This window comes from Xanthomonas sp. NCPPB 1325 (assembly GCF_041477645.2).
GTDB lineage: Bacteria > Pseudomonadota > Gammaproteobacteria > Xanthomonadales > Xanthomonadaceae > Xanthomonas > Xanthomonas cannabis.
The window spans coordinates 2762799-2785547 of the sequence record NZ_CM192985.1 but is presented as its reverse complement, the minus strand read 5'-3'; the positions used below and the strand labels follow the sequence as shown (position 1 = coordinate 2785547).

Genomic DNA, 22749 nt, shown 5'->3' with positions numbered 1-22749 from the left:
CTCCCCAATCTCCGTTCATGTCCGTCACTCAGCGCATCCGTTTTGTTCTTGTCGGTACCCAGCATCCAGGCAACATCGGCGCCGCCGCACGTGCGATGAAAACGATGGGTGTGACGCGCCTGGTGCTGGTGGCGCCGGAACGTGCGCTCGACGAGGACGCCTACCGGCGCTCGGCCGGCGCTGAAGATGTGCTTGGCGATGCGCCGGTCTTCGACACCCTGGGCGAGGCAGTGGCCGATTGCACCCTGGTCATCGGCTGTACTGCGCGTGCGCGTCGGGTGGCGCTGGAAGAACTGCTGCCCGACGAAGGCGCGCAGCGCGCCCTGGCCAAGGCGGGCGAGCCGGCCGAAGTGGCGTTCGTGTTCGGCCGCGAGCGTACCGGCCTGACCAACGACGAATTGCAGCTCTGCCATGCCGCCGTGCATATCCCGTCCGACCCGCAGTTCAGTTCGCTCAATCTGGCCGCGGCGGTGCAGGTGCTGGCCTACGAAGTGCGGTTGGCGCAGCTGGCGTCCGGCGAGGCCGAGCCGGTCGCTGCGGTCGCTGCCGGCCTGCGCGACGGCCCGGCCAGTCATGCGCAGCTGGAAGGCATGTTCGGCCAGCTGGGCGACACGCTGGACGAGATCGACTTCCACAAGGGGCGTGCGCCGGAGTCGGCGATGCGCAAGCTGCGACGGTTGCTGCTGCGTGCGGAGATGACCGAGCAGGAGGTGCGCCTGATCCGCGGCATCCTGTCGGACGCGCAGCGCATGGCCATGTTGGCCAGGCGTGCCGGAAACTGACGTCTGTCACATCTTTGAAGATTCGGCTAGGCTGTCCGCGGCTCTAGGGGAGTGTCGGTTTTGCGCGGTCTACGATGGTGTCTGAGTGCCTGCTGGCTGATCGCCGGCGCAGGCTTGGCCGTAACCGCTGCAGCAGCGCCTTCTCCGGTCCTGGTGCTAGGGCGGATCAGCGATGATCCGGCCACGCATTACGACCAACTCAAGCCGCTGCTGGACTATGTGGTACCGCGCATGCGCGAGGTCGGCATCCGCCGCGGCGAGATCCTGATGGCACCGGATGCGCGGCAGATGTCCAGCTATCTGCGGCGCGGCCGGGTCGACTGGGTCAGCGAGACCACCGGTGCGGCAATGTTGCTGGAGCGGCGCGGCAGCGCGCATCCGCTGCTGATGACCGAGCGCGGCGGCGTGCGCGAGTTCCACACGGTGTTCTTCGTGCGCCGCGACAGCCCGATCCAGTCGCTCGGGCAACTGCGTGGGCACACCCTGGCCTTGCAGAACGCCTCGTCCACCAGTGGATATCTGGTGCCGATGCTGGAGCTGATGCGCAACGGTCTTGCATGCGATGTGCTGCTGTCGCCGGACGACACCCAGGTGCTGGGCTCGGTCGGCTATCTGATGGTCGGCTCGAAATTGAACATCGCCGCGTTCGTGCACAAGCGGCTGGTCGATGCCGGGGCGTTCAGCAATCTCGATTGGGACGACGAGCGGCATCTGCCCCCGGTATTCCGGCGCGACTTCCGCATCGTCTACCGCAGTGCGCCGGTGCCGCGCGCGGTGGAGATGGTGCGCACCGGCATGGACCCAGCGGTGGAGCGCCGCCTGCGCATCGTGCTATTACAGGCCGCCTCCGACCCGAAGGCCGGGCCGGCGCTCAAGCGGTTCTTCGGCACCAGCGCGTTTCATCCTGTGGATGGGCAGAGCCGCCGGCGCCTGGACGCATTGAGCGCGGGCCTGCAACACGTCAGGGATGAGATGGAATGAGTCAGGTGCGCTTCGGGTTGCAGGCACGTTTCCTGTTGGTCATGGCGCTGACCCTGCTGCTGGTCGGCGCGATCCTGGCCTCGCTGCTGCAACGCCAGAGCGCCATGCAGCGCGAGGTGCGGGGCTTGAGCGCGCAGATCCTGCATGAGCTGTTCGACCGCAGCCTGCGCACCCGTGGCGAGACGCTGGCCACCGAGCTGGCCTCCGGCCTGGCCAACCCGCTGTATTACTCCGACCTGGGCGCCGTGGGCGCGCTGGTGCGCAATGCCGCGCGCCAGCAGGTGGTCAGCTACGTGCTGGTGTTCGACCGCCGCGGCCGGCTGGTGCATGACGGCACGCCGACCCTGCAGCGCTACGGCCAGACCATGACCGACCCGCTGGCGGCCAAGGCGGTCAGCGCACGGGCGATGCTGCTGCAGTCCTCGCCCGAGGTGCTGGAGGTCACGGTACCGATCAAGATCGGCGACCAGCGCATCGGCGGGGTGCGCGTGGGCATGTCGCGCGAGCGTGTGCGCAGGATCGAGTCCGGCGCCAACCTGACCCTGGTCGAAAACCTCAATGCGATCGGCAAGCGCGATCTGGGTTGGCTGCTGGTGCTGCTGGCTGCGCTGGTGGGGTTGGGCGTGCTGCTGGCGATCTACGTGCAGCGCACGCTGGTGGCGCCGGTGCGGCTGCTGGCGGCGGCGGCGCGGCAGATCGAGCGCGGCGACTATGCCGTGCAGCTGCCGCCGCACCCGCGCAACGACGAGATCGGCGAGTTGATCTCTGCGTTCGGCCGCATGAGCGAGAGCATTGCCCGGCACGATCGCGAGGTGCGCCACATGGCTTACACCGACGCGCTGACCGGGCTGACCAACCGGCTGGGTTTCCGCGAGGGGCTGGACCATCTGCTCAATACCGCGCGCAGCACCGACAGCAAGCTGGCCTTGCTGTTTGCCGATATCGATGACTTCAAGCGCGTCAACGACACCCTGGGCCACGAGGCCGGCGACGAAGCCTTGCTGCAGTTCGCCAGCCGCATCAGTCGCGCGGTCTGCGCGCTGGGGGGCGACGACGCGATTCTGGCGCGCTTTGGCGGCGACGAGTTCGTGATCCTGCTGCAGAGCGGCGATGTCAGCTTGCTGGCCGCGCAGCTGGCGGACCGCCTGGTGCACGAATTGAGCCGCCCGTTGAACGTGCATGGGCGCGAAGTGTTCCTGGGCACCTCGATCGGCATCACGCTGTTCCCCGACGATGCCAACGATGCCACCGCGTTGCTCAAGAACGGCGACATTGCGATGTACCAGGCCAAGGTCGCCGGCAAGAACTGCCACCGGTTCTACAGCCGTGCCGCCGACCATGCGGTCGAACGCCGCGTGCATATGGAGCACGAGCTACGCGGTGCGTGGGAGCGCGACGAACTGCGGCTGGTGTACCAGCCGATCTACCGCACCAGCGACCGCGTGCTGGTAGGCGTGGAGGTGTTGCTGCGCTGGCAGCACCCGGCGCTGGGCACGATCGCGCCGTCCACCTTCATCGACATCGCCGAGCAGAGCGGGTTGATCGAGGTGATCGGCCCCAAGGTCCTGCGTGCGGCCTGCCTGGAGGCGGCGCAGTGGCCGATGGTGGGCGATGGCCTGTTCATTTCGGTCAACGTCTCGCCGCGGCAGTTGCGCAGCGGTGCGCTGATCGACACCGTGGCCGAGTGCCTGGCCGAGTCCGGGTTGCCGGCTGCCCGATTGCATCTGGAGCTCACCGAGACCGCGGTGATCGGCGACGAGATGATGGCGGCCAGCCTGCTCGACCAGCTGCACCGCACCGGCGTGAAAGTGTGGCTGGACGACTTCGGTACCGGTTTCTCCGGCCTGAGCCACCTGCGCCAGGTGCCGGTGGACGGAGTCAAGATCGACAAGAGTTTCATCGCCGACCTGCAGCGCGACCCGGACGATCTGGCGCTGACCACCGCGATCATCAACATGGCCCATTCGCTAGGGATCACCGTGGTGGCCGAAGGCATCGAGCAGGAAGCGCAGTTCAACCTGCTGCGCGAGCGCGGCTGCGACCTGGGGCAGGGCTACTGGTTCAGCCGCCCGCTGAGCCCGGCGGACATGGTCAAGCTGATCGCGGCGGGGTGAGTGCGTGCATACGTCGCTTTAACGTGCCGCACCGCTGTGCGTAGGAGCGCCCTCGGGCGCGATGGAGCATTACCGGTAAGGCCGCATCGCGCCCAAGGGCGCTCCTACAGTGCACGTGAGCGCCGATGGCGGTGACGGTTACAGCGGCCGCTTGCCGGTGTCGCCGGGGATTTCGCGCACCAGGCGCGGGACCAGGTAGCCGGACAGGCGCGTGGCCAGTGCCGCATGCAGGGCGCGTGCGCGGGTGTCGTCGACTTCGAAATGCGCCACGCCGGCCACGCGGTCGAGCTGGTGCAGGTAATACGGCAGCACACCGGCCGCAAAGCTGCGCTCGCTCAGGGCGGCCAGCGCGTCCACGCTGTCGTTGACCCCGCGCAGCAGCACGGCCTGATTGAGCACCTGCGCGCCAGCGCCGCGCAGGGCATGCACGGCAGCGTCCACTGCGGCGTCGAATTCGTTGGCGTGGTTGGCATGGATCACGAACGCCACCGGCCATGGCAGGCTGCGCAGCCAGGCCAGCAGCGCTGCGTCCACGCGTTCGGGCAGCACCACCGGCAGGCGGCTGTGGATGCGCAGGCGCTTGAGGTGCGGGATCGCGGCCAGGGCGTCGGTCAGTTCGACCAGCTTGGGCGTGGCCAGCGACAGCGGGTCGCCACCGGAGAGCAGCACTTCGTCGATGCCCGGGTCGGCCGCGATCGCGGCAACGGCCGCGCGCCAGCCGTCGCGGGCGGCGGTTTCGTCTGCATACGGGAAGTGGCGACGGAAGCAGTAGCGGCAGTGCACCGCGCAACTGCCGGTGGCGATCAGCAAGGCGCGGCCTCGGTATTTCTGGATCACCCCGGCGGCGGTTTTTGCAGCCGCATCGCCGACCGCATCCAGGCCGAAGCCGGGAACAGGCTGCATCTCCGCATCCAGCGGCAGCACCTGGCGCAGCAGCGGGTCGTTGAGGTCGCCAGGCCGCATCCGGGCCACGAACGCCTGCGGCACCCGCAGCGGGAACTGCGCCGCCGCTTCATCGCTGATGCCGGCGGCCTGCGCCTCCAGGCCCAGCAGCGCCAGCAGGGCGCGCGGGTCGCGCACGGCGTCGCGCCACTGCTGTTGCCAGCGCGGCGGCTGCAGGACGGGGAGCGGGGACGGCTGCAAGGCGAGGGGGGCTGCGGTTATCATGTGCGGTCACAAAACCAATGCCCGCCGGTGATGGCGGGCGCCCCATTCTAATCCGACCCGCCCCAGAGTGGCGGGTCGTGGTCTTATCGAGGAGCTGCACCATGGCCACTGTTGGCATGAACGATGTCAAGAACGGCATGAAGATCCTGGTCAATAACGAACCGGCGGTCATCACCGAGACCGAGTACGTCAAGCCGGGCAAGGGCCAGGCCTTCACCCGCATGAAGTACCGCTTCATCAAGTCCGGGCGCGTGGTCGAAATGACCATGAAGGCGACCGACGACGTGGAAGTGGCCGACGTGGTAGACACCGACATGCGCTACCTGTACAGCGATGGCGAGTACTGGCATTTCATGGACCCGGAATCCTTCGAGCAGGTGCAGGCCGACAAGGCCGGCATGGGCGGCGCCGAGAAGTGGCTCAAGGGCGAGGAAGACTGCATCGTGACGCTGTGGAACGGCGCGCCGATCTGGGTCCAGCCGCCGAACTTCGTCGAGCTCAAGATCACCGAGACCGACCCGGGCGTGCGTGGCGATACCTCCGGCGGCGGCGGCAAGCCGGCCACGCTGGAAACCGGTGCCGTGGTGCGCGTGCCGCTGTTCGTCAACCAGGACGAAGTGATCAAGGTCGACACCCGCTCGGGCGAATACTCCGCGCGCGTCAAGTAACCGCATGCGCGCCGGACACTGGCTGGAGCGAGCGCGACGCGGTGCCAGTGTCCCGTGGCTCGTGGGCGGCGTGTTGTGCGCCGCGCTGGCCGCCTGCCCGGCGCTTGCCCACGCGGCCGCCGCAACCTGCGATGCACGCAGCATTGCAGCGGTGGCGCAGGCCGACGTATTCGACGGCGCCGTCGCTACGGCGCCGGACGATCGCGTGGTGGCGCAGACCTGCAAGCTCTGGCCCTACGATGCGACGATCCGGCTGGCGGCCATCGCGTTTGCCGCCGATGCCGCCGCGCCAGGCGAGCGTGAACTGCAATTGCGCGTTGCCCTGCTGGACGCCGCCAGCGGCAAAGTGCTGGCCGGCTATACGCAGGCCCTGGGCGAAGACGCCGCCTTCGAGCTCGATGCCGACAGCCTGCGCCTGGATACCGCGCGCTACGACGTGGCGCCCGGGACGCGCGCGATCGGGGTGGTCGTGCACAGCGTTGCGCGTGGGCCCAGTTGCCCGGATTTCCGCAGCGGGGATGCACTGACCCTGCTGGTCCGCGACGGACGCACGCTGCGCCCGGTGCTGCAACGCGATCTGTCGCTCTGGCAGCGCGTCAAGGGCGAACCCTGCAGTCCGGGGCGGGGCGGGGTGATCACCGAAAGTGCCGAGCTGGCCCTGGCGATGGCACCGCAGTCACACGCCGGCTATGCGGACATCGTCCTGACCGCAAACATCCGCACCCTTGAGAGCGTGACCGGCGGCGGCCCCGATGCCGAACGCACGCGTCGCGCACTGCAGCTGCTGCGCTACGACGGAACACGCTATGTGGCGACCTCCGGCGGCGATGCCAGCTGGCCGTTCGGCAACTAACCTTCTATGGATCCGCTCATGACCAATGCTCCCCCAGAACCGTGCGACCTGCTGATCGAAGCCGGTTACGTGGTGCCGATCGAACCGCATGCGGTGGTCCTCGAAGATCATGCCGTGGCCGTGCGCGGCGGCGTGATCGTGGCGATCCTGCCGACTGCGCAGGCACGCGCGCGCTTTGCGCCGGCCCAGACCGTGTCGCGCCCGGACGCGGCGCTGATGCCGGGCCTGGTCAACGCGCATACGCACAACCCGATGACGCTGCTGCGCGGCGTCGCCGACGACCTGCCGTTGATGGTGTGGCTGCAGCAGCACATCTGGCCGGTGGAAGCGGCGGTGATCGGGCCGGAGTTCGTCGCCGACGGCACCACGCTGGCGATCGCCGAGATGCTGCGCGGCGGCACCACCTGCGTCAACGAAAACTACTTCTTTGCCGATGTGCAGGCAGCGGTCTACAAGCAGCACGGGTTCCGCGCACTGGTCGGTGCGGTGATCATCGATTTCCCCACCGCGTGGGCCTCGTCGGACGATGAGTATTTCGCGCGTGCCGGCGAGTTGCACGACCAGTGGCGCGACGATCCGTTGATCAGCACCGCGTTCGCGCCGCATGCGCCGTACACGGTGAACGATGCCAATTTCGAACGCGTGCGCATGCTGGCCGACCAGCTGGACATGCCGGTGCACCTGCATACGCATGAAACCGCGCAGGAAGTGGCCGACTCGATCACGCAGTACGGGCAGCGCCCGCTGGCGCGCCTGGACCGGCTTGGCCTGGTCAACGACCGCCTGATCGCCGTGCACATGACCCAGCTCACCGATGCCGAAATCCACCTGTGCGCCGAGCGTGGCGTCAGCGTGGTGCATTGCCCGGAATCCAACCTCAAGCTGGCCTCGGGGTTCTGCCCGGCCTGCGCGCTGCAGCGTGCAGGCGTGAACCTGGCCATCGGCACCGACGGCTGCGCGAGCAACAACGACCTGGACATGTTCAGCGAGAATCGCACCGCCGCCATCCTGGCCAAGGCGGTGGCCAACGATGCCACCGCCCTGGACGCGGCGACCACGCTGCGCGCGGCCACGCTGGGCGGTGCGCGTGCATTGGGCTTCGGCGACAGGATCGGCTCGATCGAAGTCGGCAAGCAGGCCGACCTGGTCTGCGTGGATCTTGCCGCACTGGAAACCCAGCCGCTGCATCATGTGTTGTCGCAGCTGATCTACGCGGCCGGCCGGCATCAGGTCACCGATGTGTGGATCGCCGGCAAGCCCAAGCTGGTGCAGCGCGAGCTGATCGACATGGATACCGCGGCCCTCGTCGCCAACGCGCGGCAATGGCGCGACCGCATCCGCACCGTCCGCGCCTGAGCGCGCGTCATCGCATCCCGGAGTTCCGCATGAATCCCACGACCCACTCCAGCTCCACCAACTTCCATCAGGCCGAACTGGACAAGTTTGCCGCACTGGCCAACCGCTGGTGGGACGCAGACGGCCCGCAGAAGCCGCTGCATGCGCTCAACCCGGTGCGTCTGCAGTACGTGTCCGCACGCCAGCAGCTGGCCGGCGCGCGCGTGCTCGATGTGGGGTGCGGCGGCGGCCTGCTCAGCGAGTCGATGGCACGCATGGGCGCGCAGGTCACCGCGATCGATCTGGCGCCGGAGCTGGTCAAGGTGGCGCGCCTGCACAGCCTGGAATCGGGCGTGCAGGTGGACTATCGCGTGCAGTCGGTGGAAGACCTGGCGGCCGAACAACCGGGCAGCTTCGATGCGGTGACCTGCATGGAAATGCTCGAGCACGTGCCGGATCCGACCGCGATCATCCGCGCCTGCGCCAGCCTGCTCAAGCCGGGCGGCAAGCTGTTCCTGTCCACGCTCAACCGCACCCCGGCCGCGTTCGCACTGGCGGTGGTGGGCGCCGAATACATCGCGCGGCTGCTGCCCAAGGGCACCCATCACTACAAGGATTTCATCAAGCCGGCAGAGCTGGCGGCCTGGTTGCGCAATGCCGAGCTGCAGCTGGACGACGTCAGCGGCATGCTCTACGAGCCGTGGCGCAACCGCGCGCGGTTGTCTTCGCGCACCGAGGTCAATTACCTGGCATATGCGGTAAAGCCGTGACGGGCAGGCAGTCGGGAATCGGGAGGCGGGAGTCGCAACGGCGGTCGGCAGGGGGCTTGATGGATCCCGGCGCAGGTCCGGTTGCAGATCGCCGCGTGATGGCGGTGGTCCTGTGAGCCTTCCGCGCGCGGTGTTGTTCGATCTGGATGGCACCTTGCTCGATAGCGCGCCGGACATGCTGGCGACCGTCAACGCGATGCTGGCGGCGCGTGACCGTGCGCCGCTGGCGTTGGAGCAGTTGCGTCCGGTGGTGTCGAAAGGGGCGCGTGCCATGCTGGGCGTAGCGTTTGCCGAGCTCGATGCCGATGCACGCACGGCACTGGTGGCGGAATTCCTGCAGCGTTATGAAGGCCTGATCGGCACGCAGTCGCAGCTGTTCGATGGTATCGAGGCGCTGCTGTCGCAGCTGGACGATGCCGGCTGCAGCTGGGGCGTGGTGACGAACAAGCCCGAATACCTTGCGCGTCTGATCCTGCCGCAACTTGGGTGGCAGCAGCGCTGCGCCGTGTTGATCGGTGGCGACAGCCTGCCCGAGCGCAAGCCGCATCCGTTGCCGCTGCTGGCGGCTGCCGAACGCATTGGTGTGGCGCCTGCGCAGTGCGTCTATGTTGGCGATGACGAGCGCGACATTGTTGCCGCGCGCGCGGCCGGCATGCCGTCGGTGGCGGTGTTGTGGGGCTATCGTTTACATGACGATGCGCCATCGCGCTGGCACGCCGATGTGCTGGTGGAGCATCCGCAGCAGTTGTGGGACCCGGCGACATGGCCGCAGACCTGATCTTCTTTCGCTTTTTTTCGGACCAGCCATGAGCCAATCCAGTGCTCTCGACAGCTTTCTCGACAAGTGGCGCACCCGCTGGCCGGAGTGGTCGGTTGCCGAGCCTTTCGTTCCCGAACCGCAGCGGCGCCTGAGCGCTGCCTGGTTTGCGTTGCTGCAGGAATGGGAGGACATCATGAACATCGCCGGCGACCCGTTGCCGGCCGATGCCAAGCTGGCCTGGTGGCAGCAGGAGCTGCGCGACTGGTCCAGCCAGCGCTCGCGTCACCCATTGGGGCGCGTGCTGGAGCCGGTACGTGCGCCGTGGGCGCAACTGGCCGACACCTTGCCCGCGATGCAGGCCGCGCGTGTGCAGCCTGCATCGTTGCAGCAGGCACTGGAGCAGCTGCGTGACTTCGCCCAGGCAGTGGTTGCGGTGGAAGCGGTGCTGTTTGCGCGTGCACAGCCGGGCGATGCCACTGCGGTGGCGGTGCAATGGCTGGACGCACGCCAGCGCGTGGCCGGCGATAGCGCAGCGCCTGGCGGCGTGACCACGGTGGCTTGGCGCACGCAGTTGCTGCGTGCGTGGCCGCGCAAGCCGGCCCTGGCGCGACCGCACCGGGTGTGGTCGCGGCTGGCACGGTTGCGCCTGCAGCGCGAACTGGCCGGCAAGGCGGCCTATCCGCCGCCGGTCCAGCAGCTGTGGCATAGCTGGCGGGCTGCCAGCGGCTCGGCGTGAAACGCCCGCTGGCTGCATCCTGCTGGAATGCAGCCAGCGGGCTTCAGGGCGCACGCGTGGCCGCGATCAGATCGGCGAATCGGGCAGCACGGTGTGATACGCAATGAAGGCGTTGCTGCAGTCCAGCGGCTTGCCCGGGCCGGGCGTGCCCTGCAGCTGCACATCGTCCGGAACCGAGGCCGTGAGCTGGTCATAGAAGCTCACCGGGCCGCCGTTGAAGCTGAAATGCACCGCACCCGGATTGCTGGCCGGTCCGCCGAAGTGGGGCTGCGCAAAGCTGACCTTGCCGCCATCGAGCACGACATTGTCCAGCGACAGGGTGATCGGCCGCGTGGCGCTGGCATCGCGATACCCGTAAAAGCTCAGTTCGCCGGCGCCGAGGGTCGTTGAACCCAGCGAATGCACATTGCGCAGCGAGATGCCGCTGAACTGCGGGATCTTGCCGTGCACGGCCGCGTTGGCGTAGTTGGCATCGAACACCAGCGGACGCGCGACGCCGCGCATGCAGATGGCGTCGAAACTGATGTCGGAGACCTGCCCCCCACGTGAGGCGTCCGACTTGATGCGCAGGCCATTGGCCGAATACGGGTCGCGCGCAACGTCGTTGGCGTTGAAGCCGTCGATGCTCAAGCCACGCACGGCGATGTGGCGCATGCCAGCGTCGGTTTCGCTGCCCAGCGAAAAGCCATGCGTGAAATAGAACTGGTTGTAGGCAAACAGCATGTTCTCCGAGGCGATGACGCGCGTGGCCTTGGCCCCTGCCTTGATGGCCACGCCATCATCGCCGGTGCCGATGTACGAATAGGCCAGCAGCACGTTCTTCGACTGGCCGGGGTCGAATCCGTCGGTGTTCTTGGCGGTTTCCGGGGTAAAACAGGTCGCATGCGGATTGACGTCCGGTGTGCTGCCGGCCGGGCAGCGATACCCGGGGCGCGAATACACCAGGCTGGGCGCCAGGATCTTGATGCCCCATGCAGTCAGCCCCACCACGTTATCGCTGATGACGTGGAAGTTGGGCGAGTTTTCCAGGGTGATGTCGTACAGCGTCACGTCGGTGCTGTTGTCGATCTGCATCAGGCGCGGCACGTGCTGGCTCAAGCCCTTGGTGACGTTGAGATAGGCAAGATCCCACCAGCTGGCCTTGCCGGCATTGGGCCCGGCGGTGAGCGTGCTTCCGCCGCGGCCGTCGATCTTGCCGGCGCCGACGATGGCGCTGTTGGCGGTGTCGGAAAAATGGATCAGCGGATTGCACGACTTGGCCTTGTCGGTGGTGGCGGTACCGCAGGTGCCTAAGCCATTGTCGTAGTCCTGCGGATTACGCGAGGCGAACACGGTGACGTTGCGGTCGATCCACAACGTGACGCCGCTCTTGATGGTGAGCGGGCCGGTCAACAGGCCCGACTCGCCGGCATCGCCGGGAACCAGATGCACCGCGCTGCCCGCCGGGCAATCGTCGATGGCGGCCTGCAGGCGCGCGGTATCGCGCTTGGAGCGCGCCGGATCCTGATCGAGCGCATCCAGTGAACCGGCAACCGGCACCAGGGCCGCCTTGAGCGTGCTGCAGATCCGTGTCGGCAGCGTCGGCTGCCGGATCACGCCCCAGCTGGTGGAGATGCTGTGCGCGCTATCGGCATCCGCCTGTGCATGCGGCGGTGCGGCGCCGGCCTGGAGGCTGATCAGGCCAATCAATGCCACGGTCAGTGGCGCGCGGGTGGGAGAGGTGGGGCTGGGCATTGGAAGTGCTCCGGGGAGGACAGGACGCGCCTGCCCGATCTGTGCACGGCAGCCACCTGCGGTCATGACGGTGGCGTGGTTGCATGCAGTTGCACGGGCGGCGGTTTGATGCCGCGGTGCCGATCGGTCAGGTGCGGGCGCCAGCGTGGCGCCTTGCCCCGCTGCCCGGCGTCGGCGGGGCGAACTCAGCACCGTCTTGCCGAAGCCAGCAATGCATTGCTGCAATTCCGTGGCGCACCGCACTCAACGGCACGGCAGCAACAAGACCAGAGGGCCCGTTGGCCTGGCGCGTCACGCGCCAGGCCAACAGGCGCTGGTTGCCGTGCCGAGCGACATCGCGCCATTAAAAGCCACGCGCGTCGTCCAGGACGCTGTTGCAGACAGCTCAGTCGGCGGCGCCTGCACCGCTGTTGCCGTACTCATAGAAACGGTTTGCCGAGTTGGCACAGCCGCTGCTGCAGAACGGACGGTTGGCCGTGGATGCATTCCACGGCGCCGCCTTGCGGATGTGGCTGCCCAGGGTGGAATCGCGCACCGTGACCTGGCCGTTGGGCGAGGTGCCGTTGACATACGCGCTCAGGCCGCTGACACCTTCGTCCCAGGCACGGCCCAGGTAGGTCTGATTGTCGGGCGAGCCGGACACCGCCACAAAACTGCTGTTGATCGCCAGAAAGCCGTAGCTGCTGCCGGGGCGCGTACTCGGTGCAAAGATGTAGCCGCCCCGGCTGGTTCCCAGGCGTGCACCGAGCGAACGGATGGTCGCCTTGTCGAACACGCCGATGCCCGAGCCGAAGATGAAATCGACATCGCCGTCGATCGTGCTGTTCTTGAAGTAGGCACGATTGACGTTGGCCGCGTTGGTGGCGCTGATCAGCAAGGTGTCCTGGTTGCCGGTGATCGACACGTCCTCGAAACTGGCCTTGTCGCCACGCACGGCCAGTGCGACGGCTGACTGATTGGTGTCGACGTAGGTGCCTTCGACGTAGTTGTTGTCGATGCGCAGATGGCGCGCCTGGAAGTGGGCGGCGCGCACCGTCACCGTGGCGCTGTTAGACGTGCCGACCGTGGTCGCCGCCGCATTGCTGGCGCAGGCGTGGCTGGCGGTGCCCGCCGGCTTGGGCGTGGGGTTGGCGTTGTTGAAGCGAATGACGGTGTCGCCTGCGGACGCGCCCAGCCCGAACAGCGTCAACGGCGGCGCGTTGGCCGGCACGCAGACCAGTTCGGTGTAGGTGCCCGCCTTGATGCTGATGTAGCGGCGCGTGGTGCCACCGGCGGTCACCGCTGCATCGATCGCCGATTGCACGCTGCGGTAACTGGTGGAGCCGTCCGCGGCCACGGCGTAGTCGGCACTGAGCAGCGCAACGCCGGCGGTGGGATTCCAGTTGTCGGTGACCGGTGCGGTGATTGGCCCGGCCTTGGCCAGTGCCTGGGTGATCGTATAGGTACTGGCTTCGCTACGGGTGAGCTGCGGCCGCGTGGCGGTGCCGGTGACTGCTGATGCATCGACGCTGACAAGCGTCAGCAATGCAGCGGCGATGCAGGTCGTGCGCAAGGACGGGACGGACATGGTGAGGTGCTCGCTTGAGAAGGGATGCGTGCATACCTGTGGAATGCCGGCAATTCGCGCAGTAGCCGTTACGTCGCAGCGGCCATCCACTCGAACTCACGCCAGTCGCCGCACGCAGGGCAGGGCGATGGTACTGCCGGGTTCGCTCGTGGATGACCGACGGTGCACAGCAATGTACGAGATGTGCGGAGTGATCACGGTTTGCAACGGGACCAGGTCCCAACACGCTCACCAGGCGATGCTGCGTGGGCAGGCACTGCCGGATGCATGGTGCAGCGCCGCGTCCTCACATGCCGTGGGCATGCATCCTTCCAGACTCAGCGGCCCGCGTGCAAACGCGTACGTCAGGAATCGAAATGGCAGATCCCAAAGAACTGCAGGACAAATTCTGGAAGGCCTTGAAGTCCGACCGCACCGTGATGCTGGGCCTGGATGGCGTCGAAGACGGCCACGCGCGTCCGATGACCGCGCAGATCGAAGGCGACAGCGGCGGCCCGATCTGGTTCTTCACCTCCAAGGACAATGCATTGATCGCCATGCTGGGGCAGGGCCGTCGCGTCATCGGTGCCTTCAGCAGCAAGGGGCATGATCTGTTCGCCAGCATCAGCGGTTCGCTGCGCGAGGACACCGATCCTGCCGTGGTCGAGCGCTTGTGGAACCCGCACGTGGCCGCATGGTACGAAGGCGGAAAGGATGACCCGAAATTGGCGCTGCTACGCCTGGATGCGGACCACGCACAGATCTGGCTCAATGGCTCCAGCCTGCTTGCCGGGATCAAGGTGCTGTTTGGCGTCGACCCGAAAAAGGATTACCAGGACAAGGTGGCGGACGTTCCGCTGCGCTGAGTTCTTAGCGCACGCGGCCGTCAAGGTCGCGTGTGCATGCGCACGCCGGTGGCACGAACGGTCACCGGGGTGCGACGCCGGCACTGCGACGCTGGCCCGCCAAGCGGAGCGCGCCGATGCGCGTGCATCACCTGAACTGCATTTCCACGTGTCCGCTGGGCGGACATCTGATGGACGCTCGCACGCCTGGTGTATTGAATCGCGGTCACCTGTGTTGCCACTGTCTGCTGGTGGAGACCAGCGCCGGGCTGGTGCTGATCGACACCGGCTTTGGGTTGCGCGATGTGACCGAGCCACGCGCACGTCTGAGCGGTTTCTTTCTGGCCCTGGTCCGGCCGGAGCTACGCGAGGAAATGACGGCCATTCGGCAGATTCAACGCCTGGGCCTGGACCCGCGCGACGTGCGGCACATCATCCTGACCCATCTGGATTTCGATCATGCCGGCGGGCTGGATGACTTCCCGCATGCGCGTGTGCATCTGATGGCGAGCGAGCGTGACGCGGCATTTGCGCAGCGCACCTGGATGGATCGGCAACGGTTCCGGCCGCAGCAGTGGTCCACACGTGGCCAATGGCATGCCTATGACGCGCTTGCCGGCGAACGCTGGATGGGCCTGGACTGCGTGCGCGACCTGCACGGCCTGCCGCCGGAGATCCTGATGCTGCCGCTGCCGGGCCACACGCTGGGGCATGCGGCCATTGCCGTGCGCAGCGCCGAACGCTGGTTGCTGCTGGCAGGCGATGCGTATTTCTTCCATCGCGAGATGGATGCGCAGCAACCGTACTGCACGCCGGGGCTGCGCCTGTATCAGTGGATGCTGGAAAAGGATCGCGCCGCGCGGCTGGGCAATCAGCAACGTTTGCGTCGCCTGCGTCAGCACCACGGCGGGGAGGTCGAGCTGTTCTGCTCGCACGACATCACCGAGTTCGAGCGCGTCGCCGGGCAGCCGGCACGCCTGCCGGCAGGCGCCTTGCTGCACGCGCCGACGCCGCACTGATCTGCGCTTCACCGCCCCCAGACACGGCGCAACGCCATGATCGTCGCTCATGGCGTTGCGCGGGTGACGCGATGCCTCAGACGGAGACGGACAATGCAGCAGATCGAAATCGGCCAGATGGTGTTCCTGCGCGACGGTGAAGTCGGCGTTGGCGCGGTGCGCGATATCCGCAACGACGGCGCGGAGCTGGTGATCAATATCGAAAACGGTGGCGACTTCGTGCTGCCGGCCTCGGTGGTGCGCGATGTGCACTCGGGCAAGGTGATGCTGGATGTGGAGCAACTTCCGGACGATGTACGTCAGGCGCTGCGCCACCCGCACGACAACGAACTGCAGACCAGCACCTATGCAGCCAGCAATCCGCAGGATGGCGCGCTGAAGTAGGCTCTGCGGTGGTGCGTGGTGCGTGGTGCGTGCAGGCGTGCGTCGGCGACCGATGCAGGTCAGTCAGGCAGCAGGAAGTTGCGTGGCACCGCGTCTGCCGGTCCGTCGGAGAGCAGGGCCGGCTGCTCGGCTTCGTCCTTGAGCTGCACGCCGGAGAGCCTGCGCCGGAAGGCCTCGCGTAGCAGGTACGCCAGTTTGTGCGTCGCGTCGGCATAGCTCAGGCCTTCTGCACGAATATTGGAAATGCAGTTGCGCGCGGCATCGGTCAGGCCGACGCGCGGCGCGTAGGTGAGATAGAGTCCCAGGCTGTCGGGCGAGCTGAGCCCGGGACGTTCGCCGATCAACACGACGACCGCGCGCGCCTTCAGCAGTTCGCCCACTTCATCGCCCACCGCCACGCGCCCCTGTGCGACCAGCGCCACTGGCGCCACTGTCCAGCCTTGCTGCACTGCCAATGCGTCGATGTGTTCCACCATCGGCACGGCATGCCGGTGCACCGCGAGCGCAGACAGGCCGTCGGCGACTACCACCGCCACATCGTGGCCGCCGCCGTGCACGGCGGTCTGGCCACGTAGTTGCGTCGCCGCAGTGTCGGACAGGCAGCGGCCCAGGTCCGGGCGCTGCAGATAGGTATGGCGGTCTGCTGCCGCGCTCTGCAACAGGATGCTGTCGCGCCCTCGTCGCCGCAGCGCTGCCTGCAACGCAGCCGGGTCGAATGCCAGGTGTACCGCATCCCGCGCCTGCGCATGCGCCAGTTGGAACTCCAGGTGGGCAGCAGTTGGCAGGCTGGTGCCGACCCGCCCCAGCGCAATGCGCGCCGGGGTCAGTTGGCGTAACCGTGCCCATGCATCGCGCGGTGGCATGGCCGGGTTGCTCACGATGGGGTGCCGGAGGGCAGCTGCGAGAGCGCACGACGAAACAGTGCCGGGACCTCGCTGCCCAGTTCAAACCGCCCGTCGTCGTGCAACCGCAGGATGCCGTGTTGCTCCAGCCACTGCTCGAACTCGGGCGCGGCGCGCAGGCCAAGCGCCTGGCGCGCATACAGCGCATCGTGGAACGAGGTGGTCTGGTAGTTGAGCATCACATCGTCCGAGCCGGGGATGCCCATGATGAAGTTGATGCCGGCCGTGCCGAGCAGGGTGAGCAACACGTCCATGTCGTCCTGATCGGCTTCGGCATGATTGGTGTAGCAGATGTCGCAGCCCATCGGCACGCCGAGCAATTTGCCGCAGAAATGATCCTCCAGCCCGGCGCGGATGATCTGCTTGCCGTCATACAGATACTCCGGGCCGATGAAGCCGACCACGGTGTTGACCAGCAGCGGCTTGAACTGCCGCGCCACCGCATACGCGCGCACCTCGCAGGTCTGCTGGTCCACGCCGTGGTGCGCGTTGGCCGACAAGGCGCTGCCCTGGCCGGTCTCGAAATACATCACGTTGTCGCCGACGCTGCCCCGGCGCAGCGACAGGCCGGCCTCGTAGCCTTCCTGCAAGAGCGCCAGATTGATGCCGAAGCTGGCGTTGGCCGCTTCGGTGCCTGCGATGGACTGGAACACCAGATCCACCGGCACGCCGCGGTTGATGGCCTCGATGGTGGTGGTGATATGGGCAAGCACGCACGATTGGGTGGGAATCTGATAGCCGGTGATCACCGCATCGAGCATGCGCAGCAACGCGGTGGTTGCCGCCAGACTGTCGCTGGCCGGGTTGATGCCGATCACTGCATCGCCGTTGCCGTACAGCAGGCCGTCGAGCACGCTGGCGGCAATGCCGGTGGCATCGTCGGTGGGGTGGTTGGGCTGCAGCCGCGTCGACAGCCGGCCACGCAGGCCCAGGGTGTTGCGAAAGCGCGTGACCACACGTTTCTTCTGCGTCACCAGGATCAGATCCTGCACCCGCATCAGCTTGGACACCGCAGCCACCATTTCCGGCGTCAGCCCCGGTGCCAGCGCCGCCAATGTGGCTTCGTCGGCCTGCGGGCTCAGCAACCAGTCGCGAAAGCCGCCAACGGTGAGATGCGCCACCGCGGCAAACGCCGTCGCATCGTGCTGGTCGACGATCAGCCGGGTGACTTCGTCGCTGTCATAGGGCACCACCGCTTCCTGCAGGAAATGGCGCAGCGGCAGATCTGCCAGTGCCATCTGCGCTGCCGCCCGTTGCAGCCCGGAGTCGGCCGCCAGCCCGGCCAGCTGATCGCCCGAGCGGGCCGGCGTGGCCTTGGCCAGCAACTGCTTGAGATCGGCAAACCGGAAACGCTCGCCACCGGCAGTGAAGGCGAAGCCGCTCATGTGCTGCCGGCCGCAGTGGCGCCCTGGCGACGCAGGCTCAGCACGCAACAGGCTGCGCCGAGCAGCAGCAGGCCGACGAAGATCACCGCCACGATCGGGTTGAACCACACCATCGCCACCAGGCACACCACCGCCAGTGCCAGCGCGACCGCCGGCACCACCGGGTAGCCCGGAGCCCTGAAGCTGCGCTCCAGCCCCGGTTCGCGACGGCGCAGCGTGAACAGGCTGAGCATGCTCATGACATACATCACGATCGCACCGAACACCGACATGGTGATCATGGCCGCGGTCAGCGACATGCCCTGGATCTCGACGACGCCGTCGCTGCAGATGGCCGCAATGCCGATGACGCCGCCGGCCAGGATCGCGTGATGTGGCGTGCGGAAGCGCGACAGTTTCGCCAACCCGTGCGGCAGGAAGCCGGCGCGCGCCAGGGCGAAGAATTGTCGCGAATAGCCCAGGATGATGCCGTGGAAGCTGGCCACCAGGCCGAACAGGCCGATCCACACCAGCATGTGCAGCCAGGTGGAACTGTTGCCCACTACTGCCTTCATCGCCTGCGGCAGTGGGTCGTTGATGTTGGACAGCTGACGCCAGTCGCCCACGCCGCCGGCAAACACCATCACGCCAAGCGCCAGCGCCACCAGGGTGAGAATGCCGGCGATGTAGGCGCGCGGAATGGTGCGCCTGGGGTCCTTGGCTTCCTCGGCCGCCATGGCGGCGCCTTCGATCGCCAGGAAGAACCAGATCGCAAACGGAATCGCCGCAAAGACGCCGGAGATGGCCGCCGGCCCGAACACGTCGCTGCCGGCCCAGCCATTGGCCGCAAAGCGCGCGACGCTGAAACCCGGCGCCACCACGCCCATGAAGACCAGCAGCTCGATCACTGCCAGCAAGGTCACGATCAGCTCGAAGGTGGCCGCAATCGCCACGCCGACGATGTTCAAGCTCATGAAGATCCCGTACGCGCCGATCGCCGCGACGCGCGGGTCGAGCGTGGGGAACTGCACGTTCAGGTACGCCCCGATGGCCATGGCAATGGCGGGCGGCGCAAACACGAATTCGATCAGGGTGGCCAGGCCCGCGAGCATGCCGCCATAGGTGCCGAACGCACGCAGGCTGTAGGCGAACGGGCCGCCCGCGTTTGGGATGGCAGTGGTCAGTTCGGTGAAGCTGAAGATGAAGCAGGTGTACATCACTGCGACCAGCAACGTGGTGACCAGGAATCCCAATGTCCCTGCAGTCCCCCAGCCATAACTCCAGCCGAAATACTCGCCGGAGATCACCAGGCCCACCGCAATACCCCATAACTGCCAGGTGCCGAGGGTGGGCTTGAGTTGCTCGTTGCGCATGTCGCACATCTCCTGCGGTCGGGGAGGGGAGACCAGGCACGTCCGCCAGTGGCGCGGATGGACCGTCGCGGGCTGAGCTGGCGCTGCAATCAGCCGACGCTCGGCGGCCTCCCGGTTATACCGCAAAGCCTGCTGGCGGACACATGCGCAGCGGGTAGGTCTGCCAAGCCAAGGTGGCGGGCAGCGGCGAGACGCGCGTGCGCGTGGATGGACATGCGTCTGCGGACGCGCTTTCCGCAGACAGGTCTGTTCTGTGCTTGGAAGCGGGTTGTGTACAGGAGCATCGTCTCTGCATCGCTGCCATGGGCGATTGCGGCAGCCGGCATTGCCGCTGCAGATGCGGCCTCAGGCAAGTGCCGGCTCCAGGCCCGCTGCCTGCCGTTGCGCGGGGCTTTGAGGAGGCGCGTACCGCAAGATACCTGACGCTGCCGCATCCTCATCCGGCGCTGCGCGCCACCTTCTCCCGGGAGGAGAAGGCAAGTGCGGCCTCACGCCGGGCATTGCCTGAGACGCCTGATTGGTGGCACGCCGCATGCGCACCAGTAATGGATCGATCCGCATGTCGAACCGCGCCGCAGTCATCTCGACGCCGCGCGAGAGCAACCGCGCCGCCGCGCGCCGGAGAGCGTGGCGCCTCGGATAGCCCGCACGTTATTTACCGCGTTCGAGCACCAGCAATGGATCGATCCGCACGTCGAACCGCGCCGCGGTGATCTCGACGCCGCGCGACAGCAACCGCGCCGCCGCGCGCCGGAGAGCGTGACGCCTCAGATAGCCCGCACGTTATTTGCCGCGTTCGAGCACCAGCAATGGATCGATCCGCACGTCGAACCGCGCCGCAGTGATGTCGACGCCGCGCGAGAGCAACCGCGCCGCCGCGCGCCGGAGAGCGTAAAGCCCCCAGATAGCCCGCCAGTTATTTGCCGCGTTCGAGCACCAGCAATGGATCGATCCGCACGTCAAACCAATTCATTCCCCAGTGCAGATGCGGCCCGGTCGCGCGCCCGGTCGCACCAACGGCCGCGATGACCTGGCCTTGCTCGACCCGATCACCCACCTTCACGTCGATGCGCGACAGGTGCAGAAAATTGGAACTCACCCCGAAGCCGTGATCCAGCAGCACCGTGCCGCCGGTCAGATACAGATCCGGCGCGGCGAAGGTGACCACGCCAGCGGCGGGTGCTTTCACTGGTGTGCCGGTCGGCACTGCGATATCCATGCCCGAATGGCCGGCGCCGGGTTGCCCGTTGTAGACGCGTGCGTTGCCAAACCGGCCGCTGATGCGCCCCTGTACCGGCCAGATGAAGGGCTGCGCAAAATCCGTACGCGCATCGTCGCGATCGCGCGCCGCGGTCACCTGCGCCTGCTCACGCTTGATACGTTCGGCAATCGCCGCTGGTGGATTGACTGTCTTGGGCGGCACGCCGTTGACGCGCTCGATCGGCCAGTCGCGCGGCGTCACTGCGATGCTCACGGTCTGCGTGCTGCCTCCGGGCGGGGTGATCTGCACCTGCAATGGCCCGGTGGCATCGCGGCCGATACCGAACACCACGCTTCCATAGCCGCTTACACGCAGGGTCCGGCCGGCGTACTGCACCTTGCTGCCCGCCGGCACCTTGCCGATCAGCAGCGCACCTTGCGAGGCGCTTTGCGGAAACACGACATCAGTCGCGGCGGTCGCGCTCTGCGCATCGGCAGTACCTGCCACCACCAGCGCGACTGACGCCAGGAGCAACCAGGCGCCAAACAGTGCTGCGCGCATCAGCGGTCGAAGGTCAGGCGCTGGCCGGCGGCGCTGCCGACCAGCTGCTCGCCGTCCCACACCTGCTGGCCGTTGACCCAGGTCGCGGCGATGCGCGAGCGGAAGGTGGTGCCTTCGAACGGCGACCAGCCGCACTTGGACAACACCTGCTCGCGCTTCACGGTGAACGGGGTGTTGTCGATCATCACCAGGTCGGCGAAATAGCCCTCGCGCAGGAAGCCGCGCTGTTCCACATCGAACAGCTGTGCCGGTGCATGCGCGAACTTCTGCACGATACGGGTGATCGGCAGCTTGCCTTCGTGCACCAGCTCCAGTGCGGCGACCAGTGCGTACTGCACCAGCGGCAGGCCCGAAGGCGCTTGTGCGTACGGCTTCTGCTTCTCTTCCCAGGTGTGCGGGGCGTGGTCGGTGGCAAGCACGTCGATCACGTCTTCGGCCAGCGCCTGGATCAAGGCCAGACGGTCCTCGGGGTCCTTGATCGCCGGGTTGCACTTGATCAGGTTGCCCAGGCGCGCGTAGTCGCTGCGGTCGAAACGCAGGAAGTGGATGCAGGTCTCGGCGGTGATGCGCTTGCGCAGCTTGCCGTCGGCGTCCACCAGCGGGCCGGCTTCGAACAGCGACAGCTCATCGGCGGTGGAGATGTGCAGCACGTGCAGGCGTGTGTTGTGCCTGCGCGCCAACGCCACCGCCAGCTGCGAGGACTTCAGGCAGGCTTCGCGCGAGCGGATGTCCGGGTGCATGTCCGGCGTCAGCGCGTCGCCGTACTTCTCCTTGTACTGCGCCATCGTCGCATCGATAGTCGGCGTGTCTTCGCAGTGGGTGATGATGGGGGTTGGCGCATCCCGGAAGATGGCGTCCAGGGTTTCGGGGTTATCGACCAGCATGTTGCCGGTGGAGGCGCCCATGAACACCTTGATGCCCGGCGCCGTCTTGGGGTCCAGCGACTGGATGTGGGCCAGGTTGTCGTTGCTGGCGCCCATGTAGAAACCGTAGTTGGCCCAGGCGCGCCCGGCCGCGGCGTCGTACTTGGCCTGCAGTGCGGCCGCATCCAGGGTCGGCGGGTTGGTATTGGGCATGTCCATGAAGCTGGTCAGGCCGCCGGCCACGGCCGCACCGGATTCGGTGGCGATGTCGCCCTTGTGGGTCAGGCCCGGCTCACGGAAATGCACCTGGTCGTCGATCATGCCCGGCAGCACCCAGCGCCCGGCTGCGTCCACCACGGTATCGCCGTCGGCGGGTGTGATGCTGCTGTCGATCCTGGCGATGCGACCGCCCTCGATCAGCAGGTCGGCATCGAACTCCTTGCCTTCGTTGACCAGGCGGGCATTGATGATGAGGGTTCGGCTCATGGATGAGGTCCTTTGCAGCGGCAGGAAGAAGAAGATGGCGTGGCGGCGCCGGGCGCATCGGGCACCGGATCGAACCCGCCTGGATGGAAAGGGTGGCAGCGGCCCAGCCGGCGTGCGGCCAGCCAGCAACCGCGTAGCGGGCCGAAGCGGCCGATGGCAGTCATCGCATACTCCGAGCAGCTGGGCGCAAACCGGCAGCGCGGCCCGAGCAGGGGGCTGATGAACAGCTTGTAGAAGCGCAACAGCGCGATGAGCAGGCGTGAGATCACTTGCCAATCATATGCGAGTTGCATTAATAGGTGGTT

General features: G+C 67.0%; 21 protein-coding genes. 12 read left to right on the top strand and 9 right to left on the bottom strand.

Going from position 1 to position 22749, the window contains the following annotated elements; genetic code table 11:
• The first annotated feature begins 17 nt into the window (after nt 1-17).
• The 3 genes from ACCQ10_RS11930 to ACCQ10_RS11920 are packed head-to-tail and all read left to right on the top strand — an operon-like array spanning nt 18 to nt 3877.
• Nucleotides 18-782, top strand: a complete 765-nt coding sequence (locus ACCQ10_RS11930) for an RNA methyltransferase (RefSeq protein ID WP_372360756.1) — start codon at nt 18-20, stop codon at nt 780-782.
• Nucleotides 783-833: 51 nt separating this feature from the next.
• Nucleotides 834-1763 carry a phosphate/phosphite/phosphonate ABC transporter substrate-binding protein gene (locus ACCQ10_RS11925; protein WP_047697830.1) on the top strand — a complete coding sequence of 310 codons (930 nt, stop codon included), beginning with the start codon at nt 834-836 and terminating at the stop codon, nt 1761-1763.
• Complete coding sequence (locus ACCQ10_RS11920) at nt 1760-3877, top strand: putative bifunctional diguanylate cyclase/phosphodiesterase (RefSeq protein ID WP_372360755.1); 2118 nt, start codon at nt 1760-1762, stop codon at nt 3875-3877. Before ACCQ10_RS11925 ends, ACCQ10_RS11920 begins: the two co-directional genes overlap by 4 nt.
• Before the next feature lie 138 nt (nt 3878-4015).
• Here ACCQ10_RS11920 and epmB read toward each other — a convergent pair whose 3' ends face one another.
• Nucleotides 4016-5044 (bottom strand): EF-P beta-lysylation protein EpmB, encoded by a 1029-nt coding sequence (gene epmB, locus ACCQ10_RS11915; RefSeq protein ID WP_372360754.1) that lies wholly within the window; start codon nt 5042-5044, stop codon nt 4016-4018.
• A gap of 101 nt (nt 5045-5145) precedes the next feature.
• Between epmB and efp the strand changes: the two genes are divergently transcribed.
• The 6 genes from efp (at nt 5146) to ACCQ10_RS11885 (ending at nt 10166) form a co-directional block, all read left to right on the top strand.
• Nucleotides 5146-5712, top strand: a complete 567-nt coding sequence (efp, locus tag ACCQ10_RS11910; RefSeq protein ID WP_039407624.1) for an elongation factor P — start codon at nt 5146-5148, stop codon at nt 5710-5712.
• A 4-nt stretch (nt 5713-5716) separates the two neighbouring features.
• Nucleotides 5717-6565: a PA3715 family protein gene (locus ACCQ10_RS11905; RefSeq protein ID WP_372360753.1), complete on the top strand. Its 849-nt coding sequence runs from the start codon at nt 5717-5719 to the stop codon at nt 6563-6565.
• Nucleotides 6566-6583: 18 nt separating this feature from the next.
• Nucleotides 6584-7921, top strand: coding sequence for a TRZ/ATZ family hydrolase (locus ACCQ10_RS11900; protein WP_047697848.1), 1338 nt, complete (start codon nt 6584-6586; stop codon nt 7919-7921).
• 29 nt (nt 7922-7950) lie between these two features.
• Nucleotides 7951-8670 (top strand): bifunctional 2-polyprenyl-6-hydroxyphenol methylase/3-demethylubiquinol 3-O-methyltransferase UbiG, encoded by a 720-nt coding sequence (gene ubiG, locus ACCQ10_RS11895; protein ID WP_372360752.1) that lies wholly within the window; start codon nt 7951-7953, stop codon nt 8668-8670.
• A 112-nt stretch (nt 8671-8782) separates the two neighbouring features.
• Nucleotides 8783-9448 (top strand): phosphoglycolate phosphatase, encoded by a 666-nt coding sequence (locus tag ACCQ10_RS11890; RefSeq protein WP_372360751.1) that lies wholly within the window; start codon nt 8783-8785, stop codon nt 9446-9448.
• A 28-nt stretch (nt 9449-9476) separates the two neighbouring features.
• Entirely contained in the window at nt 9477-10166 is a 690-nt protein-coding gene (locus tag ACCQ10_RS11885) for an isoprenoid biosynthesis enzyme family protein (RefSeq protein WP_166748729.1), read from the top strand.
• A 66-nt stretch (nt 10167-10232) separates the two neighbouring features.
• Here the strand turns inward: ACCQ10_RS11885 and ACCQ10_RS11880 are convergent, their stop codons facing one another.
• Together ACCQ10_RS11880 and ACCQ10_RS11875 are read right to left on the bottom strand one after the other, a co-directional pair.
• Nucleotides 10233-11900 carry a glycoside hydrolase family 28 protein gene (locus ACCQ10_RS11880; protein ID WP_372360750.1) on the bottom strand — a complete coding sequence of 556 codons (1668 nt, stop codon included), beginning with the start codon at nt 11898-11900 and terminating at the stop codon, nt 10233-10235.
• 385 nt (nt 11901-12285) lie between these two features.
• A complete protein-coding gene (locus tag ACCQ10_RS11875) occupies nt 12286-13425 on the bottom strand; it encodes a putative acyl-CoA thioester hydrolase (RefSeq protein WP_372363112.1) in 1140 nt (379 codons plus the stop codon).
• 398 nt (nt 13426-13823) lie between these two features.
• Here ACCQ10_RS11875 and ACCQ10_RS11870 point away from each other — a divergent pair, with 398 nt between their 5' ends.
• From ACCQ10_RS11870 to ACCQ10_RS11860, 3 genes are all read left to right on the top strand, one after another.
• Nucleotides 13824-14312 carry a pyridoxamine 5'-phosphate oxidase family protein gene (locus ACCQ10_RS11870; protein ID WP_039407610.1) on the top strand — a complete coding sequence of 163 codons (489 nt, stop codon included), beginning with the start codon at nt 13824-13826 and terminating at the stop codon, nt 14310-14312.
• Between the two features lie 116 nt (nt 14313-14428).
• Complete coding sequence (locus ACCQ10_RS11865) at nt 14429-15310, top strand: MBL fold metallo-hydrolase (RefSeq protein ID WP_372360749.1); 882 nt, start codon at nt 14429-14431, stop codon at nt 15308-15310.
• A 93-nt stretch (nt 15311-15403) separates the two neighbouring features.
• Complete coding sequence (locus ACCQ10_RS11860; RefSeq protein WP_039407608.1) at nt 15404-15694, top strand: hypothetical protein; 291 nt, start codon at nt 15404-15406, stop codon at nt 15692-15694.
• Nucleotides 15695-15753: 59 nt separating this feature from the next.
• On the opposite strand, the gene eutC is transcribed toward ACCQ10_RS11860, so the two are convergent.
• The 6 genes from eutC to yidD form a co-directional block, all read right to left on the bottom strand.
• Nucleotides 15754-16572: an ethanolamine ammonia-lyase subunit EutC gene (eutC, locus tag ACCQ10_RS11855; protein ID WP_372360748.1), complete on the bottom strand. Its 819-nt coding sequence runs from the start codon at nt 16570-16572 to the stop codon at nt 15754-15756.
• Entirely contained in the window at nt 16569-17981 is a 1413-nt protein-coding gene (locus ACCQ10_RS11850) for an ethanolamine ammonia-lyase subunit EutB (RefSeq protein ID WP_372360747.1), read from the bottom strand. The genes eutC and ACCQ10_RS11850 overlap by 4 nt, the downstream gene beginning before the upstream one ends.
• Nucleotides 17978-19342 carry an ethanolamine permease gene (eat, locus tag ACCQ10_RS11845; RefSeq protein WP_372360746.1) on the bottom strand — a complete coding sequence of 455 codons (1365 nt, stop codon included), beginning with the start codon at nt 19340-19342 and terminating at the stop codon, nt 17978-17980. The genes ACCQ10_RS11850 and eat overlap by 4 nt, the downstream gene beginning before the upstream one ends.
• Nucleotides 19343-20249: 907 nt before the next feature.
• Nucleotides 20250-21095 (bottom strand): M23 family metallopeptidase, encoded by an 846-nt coding sequence (locus ACCQ10_RS11840; RefSeq protein ID WP_372360745.1) that lies wholly within the window; start codon nt 21093-21095, stop codon nt 20250-20252.
• On the bottom strand, nt 21095-22444 hold the full coding sequence (locus ACCQ10_RS11835; protein WP_039407595.1) for a dihydroorotase: 1350 nt from the start codon (nt 22442-22444) through the stop codon (nt 21095-21097). Before ACCQ10_RS11835 ends, ACCQ10_RS11840 begins: the two co-directional genes overlap by 1 nt.
• The gene (yidD, locus tag ACCQ10_RS11830) at nt 22441-22737 is read right to left on the bottom strand and encodes a membrane protein insertion efficiency factor YidD (RefSeq protein WP_068838601.1); all 297 of its coding nucleotides are present in this window, start codon (nt 22735-22737) and stop codon (nt 22441-22443) included. The genes ACCQ10_RS11835 and yidD overlap by 4 nt, the downstream gene beginning before the upstream one ends.
• Nucleotides 22738-22749 lie beyond the last annotated feature (12 nt).